Below are 12,673 nucleotides of genomic sequence, written 5' to 3'. Positions count from 1 at the left end.
TTAAAATGCATATTTATGATATTTGACCCCTATTAGGTGTTGATGTTCTCCTTGCGCCACAACCGATATCCCATCGGGTGAACGACAAGGAGGTATTTCATGTCTGGCAAGTCTTCCGGCGGCTCCGCCCCGACCGCCCTGTTCCAGGGCTACAACAGCGTGCTCGGCAACGGCCTATCCACCGCCGTGGACGGAAAGTCCGCCCCCGATGGCGCCAAGAGCGAAGTTCGCTGCTCGGTCAGCATCAGCATCGAGGAACTGGCCCAGTCCCTGTCCATCGACCAATCCCTTTCGGTGGGGTTCGGCCCCCTGGGCGGCATTGACGAGAAGGTCAGCTTCATGACCTCGCTGAAGGTCACGACCTACAGCGTGTCGGTGACCGTCTACGCCAAGCATGTCAAGGGCGCCGAAAGCCGCACCGATGTCCGCTTCAAGAGCGACATCGCCATTCCGCAGACCGATGCCCAGGCCAATCAGTTCGTCCAGTATTACGGCGATTCGTTCGTCTCGCGGGTGGTTACCGGCGGCGAGTACATGGCGGTATACACCTTCTATTCCCAGACCAAGGAGGAGCAGACCTCCCTGACCACCAGCCTGAAGGCCAATGGCATTTTCGACGGCGTGTCGGTGGGCGGCAGCCTGCAGACCGCCATGGACAATTTCCTGAAGACCACCAAGATCAACTACGCCTTCCGCCAGACGGTGACCGGCCTGCTCAATCCGCAGCTGCCCCTGCCGGCAAGCTTCATCGACTATGCCGTGAAGTTCCCCTCCATTCCCCTGGATGCCCCGGTGGTGATCGCCATTGGCTCCGCCGGCTATGAAACCGTTCCCGGCGCCGGCACCGGCTTCAGCAAGGTGGCGGCCAACCGCACCTATTTCACCGGCAATACCGTGGTGGGCGGGTTGACCTCGAGCCTGTCCCGGATCGTTCAATCCAACAACCAGATCGTCTGGCTGGGCACGCTGTATGCCTATTACGGCGGCTTCAGCGATCCGACCCTGCTCGCCAACGGCAAGACCGCCGATGGCGACATTGCCGCCATCCAGGACCAGATGAACACCTTCGGCAGCAATCCCACCGCCAGTTTCCCCAAACTGAGCCTGAAGGCGCTGGACAACGGCACTCCCGCGGTGGTGTACGAGATCCACGAAAGCGGCTACTGGGGCGGCGGCGGCGGTGGCCCGTTCGATGACGTGGACATCACCACCTATATTCCGCGCAAGACCCGGATCATGTCCATCGGCCTGCGCAGTGGCGAACGCACCGACCAGTTGCGCACCACCTACATGGACGATACCGGCCAGCAGCAGACCAAGAGCCACGGCGGCACCGGCGGCAGTGACCGGGGCACCCTGCAGCTGTTGCCGGACCAGTTCGTCACCAGGGTCTGGGGGCGGTCGGGCGCCAAGCTGGACCAGTTGAACATCCAGATCTCCGATGGCCGTGTCATCGGTGGCGGCGGCGGCGGTGGCGGCGGCTATTCCTGGACTCCGCCCGCTGGAAACTTCGTCCTGGGGTTCAAGGGCCGTTGCGGGGCCGAAGTGGACGGAATCCAGGTGGTCTACGCCAACTTCAAGCCGGCGGTGTGGAAGCACTGACGGTTCTTGGAATGCCCGCCGCCCCTCGGGGGCGGCGGGTTACTGCCCCGCCCCCGCCACGTAGGGCTTGAATTCCATGTCGTTGTTGACGATGTGGCTGACCAGCCAGGTGGCGAGCGAATCGCCCAGGGTGCGCACGATGCCCGAGCGCACCTCGTCGCAGCCGTCGGCGTAATGGGCCAGCACGGCATCGAGCCGCTTCAGCAGCATGTCGTGGGCGGTGCGATGGGCATCTGCCTCGGGAAAGCCGACGGCGCGCTGCAAGGCTTCCTCGCGGGCGAAGTGATCGCGGCACAATTCGGACAGGTCCCGCAGGGTCCGGCCGATGGCGGCGCAGTCGAGTTCGCCGCCCGCCGCGGCCTCGAGCTCGGCGATCAGCACGATCATCCGCCGATGGTCGGAATCGATGCTCGGATCGCCGACCGCCAGCGCCTCGTTCCAGGCGATTGACATCTGACCCCTCCCGGCCGATATCCGAACCCCGCGCGGACTCTACCCGAGGCGGGGCTGGGGGAAAAGCCGGATGATGGTCGTATCGCATGTGGTGCTGGGGGCGGCGGCCTGGATTCTGGCCGAACGGGCGGGGCTCGTCATGCCGCTCGGGCCGGAAGGCGCGGCCGCCGCCGCTTTGGGGGCCTTGCTGCCCGACATCGACCATCCGTCGTCATGGATCGGCCGCCGCCTGTGGCCGGTGTCCAAGCCGCTTTCCATGGTTCTGGGCCATCGCGGCCTGACCCATTCCCTGCTGGCGGTGATCGGTGGTCTGGCGGTGCTGATGCTGATGGAGCCTGCCCGGGGGCTGGTCCGGCTGGCCGAGCCGCTGGCCTTGGGCTATCTCTCCCACCTGGCGGCCGACGCGCTGACACCGTCGGGCGTGCCGCTGCTGTGGCCGTGGCGGCAACGCTTCGGCATCGGCCTGTGTTCCACCGGGGGCGTGATGGAGTGGCTGGTGGTGGCGGCTTTCGCCGCCGCCGTGGTTTGGTTTACCGGCGCGTAGCGCGCCGTAAGCCCCTCAAGCGCCGGGCGCTTCGCTTGGCTTTCGCGGCACAAGCCGCGGCGGGCCTTGCCCTTGCCATGCAACCGCCGGGCCGCCATCGGCCCGGCGGTTGCATGGAGTTACAGGTGAATTAGGGTGGGCGCCAGCCAGCCCAGCAGGCCGAAGGCGATGCCCACCGCCCCCAGGCCGCCCGCCACGAAGGACAGGGCCAGCATGCCGGTCACCACCGAGGCCGAGGCCAGGACGATGGCGATCTGCAGGGCGGCGGCGCCGTATTCGAACATGTGATAGGCCGACAGGGCCTTGTCGCGCTTGGCTTCCTCGGCCTTGGCCTTGGCGGCCAGTTCCTTGCGGCCCTCGCCGGTCTCGGGCTCGGAATCGTAGCGGGACGCGGTGGCGCGCCAGTCGCCGGCCTTCTTGGCGATCGCCTCGGACGGGGGCGCCGCCAGTTCCAGCATGTCGGCCGAAGTCCGCAGCATGGTCGAGCGGATGTGCTTGGCCTGATAGAAGGCCCACAGGTCGTTGGCGTGGATATTGGCCGAGAGAGAGGTGTTCTGGGCGCTCTTGCCGCTTGCCTCGATGATGGCCAGCAGGGCGGCGAGAACGCTGATCAGCACCGCGATCTTCTTGTTGCGGCTGGCCTTGCCCTCCTTGTGGGCGTGCTCTTCGTGGTGGTCGTGATGGGCGACCTCGTGGATGGTCTCGTGCGTCTCGTGGGCTTCCATGATCGACCTTTTTTCCGTTACCCTGGCGGCTTTCTATCCGAATCCGGAGTGCCAGAGTATGTTCATGGTCCAGTGCAAGGACAAGCCCGGTCATCTTCAGACCCGCCTCGACAACCGTCCCGCCCACCTGGAATACGTCAAGGGCTTCCTCGACAAGATCGTGGTCGGCGGTCCGCTGCTGTCCGACGACGGCCAGGCCATGATCGGCAGCGCCTTCGTCATCGATTTCGACGATCGCGCCGAACTGGACGCCTTCCTGGCCAACGACCCCTACGCCAAGGCCGGCCTGTTCGAAAGCGTCAGCGTCAACCGCTACAAGAAGGTCCTGCCCTGATGGCCTTCTGGCTGGTCAAGTCCGAGCCCGGCGCCTGGTCGTGGGACGATCAGGTGCGCGACGGCGTGACCGCCTGGACCGGGGTGCGCAACTTCCAGGCCTGCAACAACCTCAAGGCCATGAAGCTGGGCGACCGCGCCTTCTTCTACCATTCGGTGGACGAGAAGCGCATCGTCGGCATCGTCGAGGTGGTGCGCGAAGCCTATCCCGACCCCACCGCCGAGGATCCCCGCTGGATGTGCCCCGACCTGAAGGCGGTGACGCCCCTGGCCCGGCCGGTGACCCTGGCCGAGATCAAGGCCGATCCCCGCCTGTCCGACCTGGCCCTGGTGCGCCAGAGCCGGTTGTCGGTGACGCCGGTGGATGACACCGCCTGGGGCATCCTCTGCGGCCTGGGCGGGGTGGCGGGGTGAAGACTCTCTGCCGCCTCGAGTCCATCCCCGATCCCGGGGCGCGGGAGTTCCGCGCCGTGGTGGACGGGGAAAAGCGCCGCGTCTTCGTGGTCCGGAAGGGCGGGCAGGTCTTCGGCTACGTCAATTCCTGCCCGCATGTGGGGGCGCCGCTGAATCTGGAGGACGACAAGTTCCTCGACCTGTTCCAGACCTCCATCCTGTGCGCCAATCATTTCGCCCTGTTCGACATCGAGAGCGGGGCCTGTACCCGCGGTCCCTGCCAGGGGCGCTCGCTCCAGCCCTTTGCCGTCGAGATCATCGATGGCGAGGTGGTGCAAAAGGCTTAAACGACATTGCCGTGACGTCATGGCACCTACCCCTTTGAGCGGGCTTGTGTCGTCATGGCGAGTCGAACATAATCGTTGCCTGCTTTACCGGGGAAATATCCCGCGCCAGCCACGGCATGGACGCGGGTCAATCAGAAAAGGGAGACACCCCCAAGATGTCCGAGGTCTATCCTGTTCCCGCCGAGACGGCGAAGAATGCTCTCATCGACGACAAGAAGTACAATGAGTGGTACGAGCGCTCGGTGAAGGACCCCGACGGGTTCTGGGCCGAACACGGCAAGCGTATCGACTGGATCAAGCCCTTCACCAAGGTGAAGAACGTCTCCTATTCCGGCGACGTCAGCATCAAGTGGTTCGAGGACGGCACGCTGAACGTGGCCGCCAACTGCCTGGACCGCCACCTGGCCACCCGCAAGGACCAGACCGCCATCATCTGGGAAGGCGACGACCCCAACGAGTCGTGCCACATCACCTATGGCGATCTGCACGAGCGCGTCTGCCGCCTGTCCAACGCCATGACCGACCTGGGCGTCAAGAAGGGTGACCGCGTCACCATCTACCTGCCCATGATCCCCGAGGCGGCGGTGGCCATGCTGGCCTGCGCCCGCATCGGCGCCGTCCACTCCATCGTGTTCGGCGGCTTCTCGCCCGACGCGCTGGCCGGCCGTATCCAGGATTGCGATTCCTCGCTGCTGATCACCGCCGACGAAGGTCTGCGCGGCGGCCGCAAGGTTCCGCTGAAGGCCAACGCCGACAAGGCGCTGGAGACCTGCTGGTCGTGCAAGAGCGTCATCGTCGTCAAGCGCACCGGCGGCAACATCCACATGGTCACCGGCCGTGACCACTGGTACCACGAGATCGTGGAGAAGGCCGCTCCGACCCACGCCCCGGTGGAGATGAGCGCCGAGGATCCGCTGTTCATCCTCTACACCTCGGGTTCGACCGGCAAGCCCAAGGGCGTGCTGCACACCTCGGGCGGCTACCTGGTGTACGCCTCCATGACCCACCAGTACGTCTTCGACTACCACGAGGGCGAGATCTACTGGTGCACCGCCGACGTGGGCTGGGTGACCGGCCACTCCTACATCGTCTACGGCCCGCTGGCCAACGGCGCCATCACCCTGATGTTCGAGGGCATTCCCAACTACCCGACCGTGTCGCGGTTCTGGGACGTGGTGGACAAGCACAAGGTCAACATCTTCTACACCGCCCCCACCGCCATCCGCTCGCTGATGCGCGAAGGCGAGGAGCCGGTGAAGAAGACCAGCCGCAAGTCGCTGCGCCTGCTGGGTTCGGTGGGCGAGCCCATCAACCCGGAAGCCTGGACCTGGTACCACCGCGTGGTGGGCGATGGCCGCTGCCCCATCGTCGACACCTGGTGGCAGACCGAGACCGGCGGCATCCTGATCACCCCGCTGCCGGGCGCCACCGCGCTGAAGCCCGGTTCGGCCACCCGTCCGTTCTTCGGCGTCAAGCCGGTGATGGTCGACGCCGAGGGCAAGGTCCTGGAAGGCAAGACCGAGGGCAACCTCTGCCTGGCCGAACCCGGCTGGCCCGGCCAGATGCGTACCGTCTACGGCGACCACGAGCGTTTCATCCAGACGTACTTCGCCACCTACAAGGGCATGTACTTCACCGGTGACGGCGCCCGCCGCGACGAAGACGGCTATTACTGGATCACCGGCCGTGTGGACGACGTGATCAACGTCTCCGGTCACCGCATGGGCACCGCCGAGGTGGAATCCGCCCTGGTGGCCCACGCCAAGGTGGCCGAGGCCGCCGTGGTCGGCTATCCGCACGACATCAAGGGCCAGGGCATCTATGCCTATGTCACCCTGGTGGCGGGCGAAGAGCCCACCGAGGAGCTGCGCAAGGAGCTGGTCAACTGGGTCCGCAAGGAAATCGGCCCCATCGCCAGCCCCGACCTGATCCAGTGGGCCCCCGGCCTGCCCAAGACCCGTTCGGGCAAGATCATGCGCCGCATCCTGCGCAAGATCGCCGAGAACGATTTCGGCTCGCTGGGCGACACCTCGACGCTGGCCGATCCCGGCGTGGTCGACGACCTCATCGACAGCCGCATGAATCGCGGTTAAGACTCCCATCCCAAGTGGGAAGACCGGGGCCCGCGGAGCAATTCGCGGGCCCCACCCTTTTGCAAAGGCCCACTCTTTTAGAAAAAGGATCGCTTCGTGCTGATGATCATGGTCAAGACGGTACTGGGCCTGGGCGGGGTGTACCTGCTGCTGGTCGGTTTCGTCGCCCTGACCCAGCGCGGCATGATCTATCATCCCGGCACCACCCGAATCCGTCCGGACGAGGCGGGGCTGCCCGAAATGGTGCCGGTGGCCGTCAAGTCCGCCGACGGCTGGATCGCCACCAGCTGGTACGCGCCGCCCAAGGGGGCAAACCGTCCGACCATCGTGTTCTTTCACGGCAATTCCGGGACCCAGGCCGACCGGGCCCACAAGGCCCGCGCCTTCCTCGATTCCGGGTTCGGCGTGCTGATGGCCGGCTACCGGGGCTTTGGCGGCAATGGCGGCCGCCCCAGCGAACGGGGGCTCTATGCCGACGCCGAGGCGGTGATCCGCTGGCTGACCGGCCAGGGCCTGCCGTCGCGCCGCCTGGTGCTTTACGGCGAATCGCTGGGCTCTGGCGTTGCCATGGAGATGGCGATCCGTCACGACGTGATGATGGTGGTGCTGGAAAGCCCCTTCACCTCGCTGGCCGACCTGGCGCCCGCCTACGTTCTGCCGCCCCTCGCCCAATTGCTGACCCGCGACCGCTACGACAACCTGATCAAGGCCCCCAGCCTGCGGGTACCGCTGCTGGTGATGCACGGCGACAAGGACGACCTGGTGCCGGTGACCATGGGCCATGCGGTGCTCAATGCCGCCGATACCGCCAAGGAAGGCCTGTTTATCCCTGAGGCCCACCATAACGACCTGTGGGAGCATGGCGCCGGCAAGCGGGTCATGGACTTCATCGCCCGTCGCGCGCTGTGAATTTGTTCGCCCTCAATAGCCGGGCGCTTCGCTTGGCTTTCTCGGCATAGGCCGAGGCGGGCCTTGCCCTTGCCGACACCTCCATGACCCGCCTCAAGGTTCATGGAGGTGTCGGTATGAGCCCCTTGCTCCGAAACGCCTTCGGCTGTATGAGTTTCCCCCATGCATATCCTTGAATTCGAAAAGCCCATCGCCGAGCTCGAGGGCAAGATTGAGGAGCTGCGGCACCTGTCCGATGGCGGCGACGTCAACATCGCCGACGAGGTGTCCAAGCTTCAGGCCAAGGTCGACAAGCTGCTGCGTTCGACCTACGCCAAGCTCACGCCGTGGCAGAAGACGCAGGTGGCCCGCCACCCCGAGCGGCCGCACACGCTGGCCTACATCTCGGCGCTGGTCGAGGACTTCACGCCCTTGGCCGGCGACCGCGCCTTCGCCGAGGATCAGGCGATCATCGGTGGCCTGGGCCGGTTCCGGGGCCGCTCGGTGATGGTCATCGGCCACGAAAAGGGCCACGACACCGAAAGCCGGCTGAAGCACAATTTCGGCATGGCCAAGCCCGAAGGGTACCGCAAGGCACGGCGCCTGATGGAGATGGCCGACCATTTCCAGGTGCCGATCCTCACCCTGGTGGACACCGCCGGCGCCTATCCCGGCGTCGACGCCGAGGCCCGCGGCCAGGCCGAGGCCATCGCCCGGTCCATCGAAACCTGCCTGGACGTGCGCGTCCCGCTGGTCTCGGTGATCATCGGCGAGGGCGGCTCGGGCGGCGCCATCGCCCTGGCCACCGGCAACACCGTCCTGATGCTTGAGCACGCCATCTATTCGGTGATCAGCCCCGAGGGCTGCGCCTCGATCCTGTGGCGCTCGGCCGAGAACGCCAAGGACGCCGCCGAGCAGCTGCGCCTCACCGCCCAGGATCTGCACAAGCTGGGCATCATCGATTCCGTGGTGCCCGAGCCCATGGGCGGCGCGCACCGCAATACCGACCTGATGATGCAGACCCTGGCCATGGCGGTGGATTCGGCGCTGCGCGACCTGTCGGGGGTCGAGGGCGGCATCCTGCGGGCCCGCCGGCGCGAGAAATTCCTGGAGATGGGGCGGGCGGGCCTGTCGTGACCAGCCTTGCCGTTCCGGAACTGTCGGTGGTCGTCCCGGTCAAGAACGAGGCCGAGAACATCCGCCCGCTGCTGGACGAAATCCACATGGCGCTTCAGGGCAAGGTGGAGTTCGAAGTCGTCTACGTGGACGACGGTTCCGACGACGGCACCCCGGCGGCGCTGGAGCAGGCCCGGGTCATCCATCCCCGCCTTCGGGTCGTGCGCCACAAGGCCAGCTGCGGCCAGAGCCAGGCGGTGGCCACCGGCGTGCGCTACGCCCAGGGCACCCTGATCGCCACCCTGGACGGCGACGGCCAGAACGATCCCGCCGACCTGCCCGCCATGCTGGAGCACTGGCGCGCCCAGCCCGACGACGTGCGGCCCCGCCTGATGATCACCGGCTGGCGCGCCAACCGCCGCGACGACGGCATCCGCCGCCTGTCCTCCAAGGTGGCCAATTCCATCCGCTCCAAGCTGCTTCGCGACCGGACCCCGGATTCGGGCAGCGGCATCAAGCTGCTGCCGCGCGCGCTGTTTCTCGACCTGCCCCGTTTCGATCACATGCATCGTTTCATGGCCGCCCTGGTGATCCGGGCCGGCGGTTCGGTGGAGGTGGTCAAGGTCAACCACCGCCCGCGCGAGCGCGGCACCTCCAAATACGGTGTGTGGAACCGCCTGTGGGTGGGCATCGTCGATCTGTTCGGCGTCATGTGGCTGATGCGCCGGGCCAGGAACCCGGTCGTCGAGAGTAAAGAGTGACGGCCCACCGCCATCCCTATCTCAACCCCCGGGCCATGGCCAAGGGGCTGGTGCTGATCGTCACCTTCGTCGCCGTCGGCTTCGTGCTGGAGGGCCTGGGCCTCAAGGACGCGCTGGATACCCACTGGATCGATTCCGAGATTCGGGGCAAGGGATTGAGCGGCGACGCCCTGTTCGTGCTGATCGGCGCCCTGGCGGTCTGCATCGGCCTGCCGCGCCAGGGCGTCTGCTTCCTGGCCGGCTACGCCTTCGGCTTCGCCGAGGGCCTGCTGTGGTCCACCCTGGCCTCCATGCTGGGCTGCGTCGCCACCTTCTTCTATGCCCGCTTCATGGGGCGCGCCTTCATCGTCCGGCGCTTTCCCGAGCGCATCGCCCGCATCGACGCCTTCCTGGCCGGCAATACCTTTGCCATGACCTTGCTGATCCGGCTGCTGCCGGTGGGCAGCAACGTCATCACCAACATGGCGGCCGGCGTGTCGGGCAGCCGGGCCATCGCCTTCTTCGGCGGCTCCCTTCTGGGCTATCTGCCCCAAAGCATCGTCTTCGCGCTGCTGGGCAGCGGCATTCAGGTTGATCCGGTCTTCCGCATCGGCGCCAGCGTGGTATTGTTCGTCGCCTCCGGGGTGATGGGTGTGTGGCTGTTCCGCCGCTTCCGCCACGGCCGGCATCTGGACGCCGCCACCGAGGCGGTCATCGAAGAAGACGGCGACGAAAATCATGAAGAGATCCGCTAAAGCCCTCTGCCTTTGCCTCGCCTTGCTCGGTCTGGCCGCCTGCGCGCCCGACCAGTCGGCGCCGACCCTGACCGCTCCGCCGCGCACCAAGGAGTTGAGCTTCGACGACCAGGGCCGCGTGGTCCGGCCGCGCGGTGAACGCAATTGGGACGACGCGGTGGGCAAGCGCGCCCAGGCACTGCTGCTCCAGGCCGACCGGGAGGCCTTCAAGGGGGTCTCCGTCCGCGCCTGGGATGGCGGCGTCTTGCTGACCGGCGCCGTCACCAAGCCGGAAAGCCGCCGCCGCGCCGCCGAGATCGTGCGCTCCGTCGATGGCGTGACCGAGGTGTTCGACGATCTGGTCCTGGCCGAGAATCCCGCCCATCCCATGTATCTGCCCGACGCCCATCTGGAGCAGAAGCTCTACGCCGGCCTGCTGGGCAACGACGTGGTCAACGGCGCCTATGTGGTCCGCGTGGTCAACGGCGTCGCCTTCCTGCAGGGCACCACCCGCAGCAAGGCCGACGTGGACAAGGCGGCGGAATACGTGCGCGGCTTCGACGGCGTGAAGTGGGTGGTGGACCGGGTTTCCGTCCGCTGACCATGGTTTAGCCGCATTCCGGGTCCAGGGTTGCCTCACCAACCCTGGAGTCCGGCCCATGCCCCGTCGTCTCGTCCTGCTGATCATGCTGGCCATGCCCGCCGTCGCGGCGGCCGGCGAGATTTCCATCCCCGCCGATACCCGGACAGCCCTGTCGCTCACCCTGCACCAGGATGGACCGGCCCTGGTCCGCGACCGCCGCCCGGCAACGCTGGACAGAGGGGCCGCGTCCCTGGTCCTGGACGGCATCCCCCGCACCATCCGCCCCGGCAGCGCCGCTCTCGAGGGTCCGGGCCTGAACGTGGCCGAACGCTGGATCGATGCCGGGCTTTTGTCGGCGGACCGGCAACTGGCCGCCCATCTCGGCCGCACCGTCTCGGTGGTGTGGGATGCGGGGGGCTCGGCGCAGAAGGCCAAGGTGCTGGCCTCCGAGGGAACGCCGCTGTTCGAGGCCGATGGCAAGGTGGTGGCGGGGCAACCGCTGCGCATCATCTACGATTCCCTGGCGCCCGGCCTGGCGCCGCGCCCGTCCTTCCGGGCCCAGGTGGAATCGGAGAGCGCGGGCCGCCGTGAGCTGGACCTGTCCTATGCCGCCGATGGCCTGGCCTGGACGTCGCTGGCCAGCGGCGAACTGAAGGGCGACACCCTGGCGCTGACCATCTGGGCGGATGTCAGCAATGCCAGCGGCGCCGATTTCACCGACGCCACCCTGCGTCTGGTGGCGGGGGCGACCCAGGCCGGCGGTGGAGCCCAGAAGATGATGATGGCGCCCCGCGCCGCCATGGCCGATTCCGTGGCCATGCCGCAGCGCGAGGCGGTGGGGCTGCATCACGTCTACACCCTGCCCCGGCCGGTCACCCTGCGCGACGGCGAAAGCCGGCAGGTGCCGCTGATGCCGCCGGCCCAGGTCCCGGTGAGCCGGGAACTGGTCATCGACCCGCAGGGGCCCCATCTGTTCCTGTCGCGGGTCCAGGAGTCCAGGCTGCTTCATCCCGTGCTGCGCCTCGCCTTCGCCAACACCGCCAAGGCCGGGCTGGGCAGGCCGCTGCCCGCCGGTCCCATCCGGGTGATCATGCGCGGCCCGGGCGGTGAGCCCGTCCTGCTGGGCGAGGATCATCTGCCTTCCCTGCCCGAAGGCGCCGAGGCACGGCTGACCCTGGGTCAGTCCTTCGATGTCACCGCCCGGCGGGTGCAGACCGATTTCCAGAAGGTGTCGGCCGAGGTCAGCGAATCCGCCTGGGAAATGCGCCTCGCCAACGGCGGCGAGCAGCCGGCGGTGGTCACGGTGCGCGAAGCCTTCCGTGCCGACTGGCTGGTGCTGGAGGAGAGCGTCGCCCACGTCAAGGAGGGCGCCGGCCAGGTTCGCTGGACGGTTCCGGTCCCGGCCAAGGGCGAGACGGTGCTGCGCTATCGTGTGCGGATGAAATAGGGACGACGGAGCTTCAGGCCACCTGCTGGCGCAGCGCGTCCAGTTGTTCGCGGATCTCGTCGAGGCGCAACACCAAGGTGACGATGCCCAGCTGTTCCTCGACCTGATTGCGTTCTTCCATCAGGGCCTGGCGGGCGGCGGGGTCGGCGGTCTGCCAGCGGACGTTCATGCCTTCCTCGTATTCGGCGAAGGTATGGAGTGCCGCATCCAGCTCGAAGTCGAGCCGGTTCTTTTCTTCCGTCAGAGTCTCGATCATGGTTTTGATGTCATCCACGAAACCACCGTCGCCGTCCTTTAAAGCGTGATGCCTTAAATATGCATCACGCTTTAGCTTTATTTGCTTTGCCCTCGCCGGGCGGGCGCCTCCGCGCCCTTGGCCGCTCGCTCAATGCTCGCATGAGCGCCGCGCCTCATATTTGAGGCTCAGCGCTCTAGGCGGCGAGCCTCTGTCTGGGATCAAGCGCTTCGACCTCGGCGCGGGCGGCGGCATCCTCCACCCCGGTGACGGCCGCCAGCAGCATGGAAGCCGCGGTCAGCCCCTCCGCATGGGCGATTGCGTCGCCGCGTCCGGCCGCCAGGGCATCCTGAACCGTTTCGTCGTAGGCGGTCAACACCATCTCCAACGTCGCTGCGTCCATGTGGCTTTCCCTTCAGGTCCGCTGCCTTATCCCGCTG

16 protein-coding genes are annotated in these 12,673 nt (G+C 66.8%); 12 read left to right on the top strand and 4 right to left on the bottom strand.

Annotation, left to right across the window (positions count from 1 at the left end; all coding sequences use genetic code 11):
- Window positions 1-99: 99 nt before the first annotated feature.
- Complete coding sequence (locus WV31_RS04655) at window positions 100-1,602, top strand: jacalin-like lectin (RefSeq protein WP_085372482.1); 1,503 nt, start codon at window positions 100-102, stop codon at window positions 1,600-1,602.
- Between the two features lie 39 nt (window positions 1,603-1,641).
- On the opposite strand, the gene WV31_RS04650 is transcribed toward WV31_RS04655, so the two are convergent.
- Window positions 1,642-2,055, bottom strand: a complete 414-nt coding sequence (locus WV31_RS04650) for a bacteriohemerythrin (protein ID WP_085372481.1) — start codon at window positions 2,053-2,055, stop codon at window positions 1,642-1,644.
- Between the two features lie 70 nt (window positions 2,056-2,125).
- Between WV31_RS04650 and WV31_RS04645 the strand changes: the two genes are divergently transcribed.
- Window positions 2,126-2,599 (top strand): metal-dependent hydrolase, encoded by a 474-nt coding sequence (locus WV31_RS04645; protein WP_085372480.1) that lies wholly within the window; start codon window positions 2,126-2,128, stop codon window positions 2,597-2,599.
- 119 nt (window positions 2,600-2,718) lie between these two features.
- Here WV31_RS04645 and WV31_RS04640 read toward each other — a convergent pair whose 3' ends face one another.
- Window positions 2,719-3,324, bottom strand: coding sequence for a DUF4337 domain-containing protein (locus WV31_RS04640; protein WP_085372479.1), 606 nt, complete (start codon window positions 3,322-3,324; stop codon window positions 2,719-2,721).
- A 58-nt stretch (window positions 3,325-3,382) separates the two neighbouring features.
- Between WV31_RS04640 and WV31_RS04635 the strand changes: the two genes are divergently transcribed.
- The 10 genes from WV31_RS04635 (at window position 3,383) to WV31_RS04590 (ending at window position 11,998) form a co-directional block, all read left to right on the top strand.
- A complete protein-coding gene (locus tag WV31_RS04635; protein ID WP_085375466.1) occupies window positions 3,383-3,658 on the top strand; it encodes a YciI family protein in 276 nt (91 codons plus the stop codon).
- Window positions 3,658-4,071 (top strand): EVE domain-containing protein, encoded by a 414-nt coding sequence (locus WV31_RS04630; RefSeq protein ID WP_085372478.1) that lies wholly within the window; start codon window positions 3,658-3,660, stop codon window positions 4,069-4,071. The genes WV31_RS04635 and WV31_RS04630 overlap by 1 nt, the downstream gene beginning before the upstream one ends.
- Window positions 4,068-4,397: a Rieske (2Fe-2S) protein gene (locus tag WV31_RS04625; RefSeq protein ID WP_237051490.1), complete on the top strand. Its 330-nt coding sequence runs from the start codon at window positions 4,068-4,070 to the stop codon at window positions 4,395-4,397. Before WV31_RS04630 ends, WV31_RS04625 begins: the two co-directional genes overlap by 4 nt.
- A gap of 155 nt (window positions 4,398-4,552) precedes the next feature.
- Window positions 4,553-6,490: an acetate--CoA ligase gene (acs, locus tag WV31_RS04620; protein WP_085372476.1), complete on the top strand. Its 1,938-nt coding sequence runs from the start codon at window positions 4,553-4,555 to the stop codon at window positions 6,488-6,490.
- A 102-nt stretch (window positions 6,491-6,592) separates the two neighbouring features.
- The gene (locus WV31_RS04615; protein WP_237051578.1) at window positions 6,593-7,399 is read left to right on the top strand and encodes an alpha/beta hydrolase; all 807 of its coding nucleotides are present in this window, start codon (window positions 6,593-6,595) and stop codon (window positions 7,397-7,399) included.
- Window positions 7,400-7,561: 162 nt separating this feature from the next.
- Window positions 7,562-8,515 (top strand): acetyl-CoA carboxylase carboxyltransferase subunit alpha, encoded by a 954-nt coding sequence (locus tag WV31_RS04610; protein WP_085372474.1) that lies wholly within the window; start codon window positions 7,562-7,564, stop codon window positions 8,513-8,515.
- Window positions 8,512-9,255, top strand: coding sequence for a glycosyltransferase family 2 protein (locus tag WV31_RS04605; RefSeq protein ID WP_085372473.1), 744 nt, complete (start codon window positions 8,512-8,514; stop codon window positions 9,253-9,255). Before WV31_RS04610 ends, WV31_RS04605 begins: the two co-directional genes overlap by 4 nt.
- Window positions 9,252-9,989 carry a TVP38/TMEM64 family protein gene (locus WV31_RS04600; protein WP_237051489.1) on the top strand — a complete coding sequence of 246 codons (738 nt, stop codon included), beginning with the start codon at window positions 9,252-9,254 and terminating at the stop codon, window positions 9,987-9,989. Before WV31_RS04605 ends, WV31_RS04600 begins: the two co-directional genes overlap by 4 nt.
- Window positions 9,973-10,569: a BON domain-containing protein gene (locus WV31_RS04595; RefSeq protein WP_085372472.1), complete on the top strand. Its 597-nt coding sequence runs from the start codon at window positions 9,973-9,975 to the stop codon at window positions 10,567-10,569. The genes WV31_RS04600 and WV31_RS04595 overlap by 17 nt, the downstream gene beginning before the upstream one ends.
- 58 nt (window positions 10,570-10,627) lie before the next feature.
- On the top strand, window positions 10,628-11,998 hold the full coding sequence (locus tag WV31_RS04590) for a DUF4139 domain-containing protein (protein ID WP_085372471.1): 1,371 nt from the start codon (window positions 10,628-10,630) through the stop codon (window positions 11,996-11,998).
- A 13-nt stretch (window positions 11,999-12,011) separates the two neighbouring features.
- On the opposite strand, the gene WV31_RS04585 is transcribed toward WV31_RS04590, so the two are convergent.
- Window positions 12,012-12,272 (bottom strand): hypothetical protein, encoded by a 261-nt coding sequence (locus tag WV31_RS04585; protein ID WP_237051488.1) that lies wholly within the window; start codon window positions 12,270-12,272, stop codon window positions 12,012-12,014.
- A gap of 157 nt (window positions 12,273-12,429) precedes the next feature.
- Window positions 12,430-12,636, bottom strand: coding sequence for a hypothetical protein (locus tag WV31_RS04580; protein ID WP_085372469.1), 207 nt, complete (start codon window positions 12,634-12,636; stop codon window positions 12,430-12,432).
- Between the last annotated feature and the right edge of the window lie 37 nt (window positions 12,637-12,673).

Source organism: Magnetospirillum sp. ME-1 (genome assembly GCF_002105535.1).
Lineage (GTDB): Bacteria > Pseudomonadota > Alphaproteobacteria > Rhodospirillales > Magnetospirillaceae > Phaeospirillum.
The sequence above is the reverse complement of the archived record's forward strand: the minus strand, read 5'-3'. Positions and strand labels throughout refer to the sequence as shown.

What these genes read in the sequence shown, in the direction of transcription:
- WV31_RS04655 (WP_085372482.1), top strand. Translation starts at nt 100, where the DNA reads ATGTCTGGCAAGTCTTCCGGCGGCTCCGCCCCGACCGCCCTGTTCCAG.
- WV31_RS04650 (WP_085372481.1), bottom strand. Translation starts at nt 2,055, where the DNA reads ATGTCAATCGCCTGGAACGAGGCGCTGGCGGTCGGCGATCCGAGCATC.
- WV31_RS04645 (WP_085372480.1), top strand. Translation starts at nt 2,126, where the DNA reads ATGATGGTCGTATCGCATGTGGTGCTGGGGGCGGCGGCCTGGATTCTG.
- WV31_RS04640 (WP_085372479.1), bottom strand. Translation starts at nt 3,324, where the DNA reads ATGGAAGCCCACGAGACGCACGAGACCATCCACGAGGTCGCCCATCAC.
- WV31_RS04635 (WP_085375466.1), top strand. Translation starts at nt 3,383, where the DNA reads ATGTTCATGGTCCAGTGCAAGGACAAGCCCGGTCATCTTCAGACCCGC.
- WV31_RS04630 (WP_085372478.1), top strand. Translation starts at nt 3,658, where the DNA reads ATGGCCTTCTGGCTGGTCAAGTCCGAGCCCGGCGCCTGGTCGTGGGAC.
- acs (WP_085372476.1), top strand. Translation starts at nt 4,553, where the DNA reads ATGTCCGAGGTCTATCCTGTTCCCGCCGAGACGGCGAAGAATGCTCTC.
- WV31_RS04615 (WP_237051578.1), top strand. Translation starts at nt 6,593, where the DNA reads ATGATCATGGTCAAGACGGTACTGGGCCTGGGCGGGGTGTACCTGCTG.
- WV31_RS04610 (WP_085372474.1), top strand. Translation starts at nt 7,562, where the DNA reads ATGCATATCCTTGAATTCGAAAAGCCCATCGCCGAGCTCGAGGGCAAG.
- WV31_RS04595 (WP_085372472.1), top strand. Translation starts at nt 9,973, where the DNA reads ATGAAGAGATCCGCTAAAGCCCTCTGCCTTTGCCTCGCCTTGCTCGGT.
- WV31_RS04590 (WP_085372471.1), top strand. Translation starts at nt 10,628, where the DNA reads ATGCCCCGTCGTCTCGTCCTGCTGATCATGCTGGCCATGCCCGCCGTC.
- WV31_RS04580 (WP_085372469.1), bottom strand. Translation starts at nt 12,636, where the DNA reads ATGGACGCAGCGACGTTGGAGATGGTGTTGACCGCCTACGACGAAACG.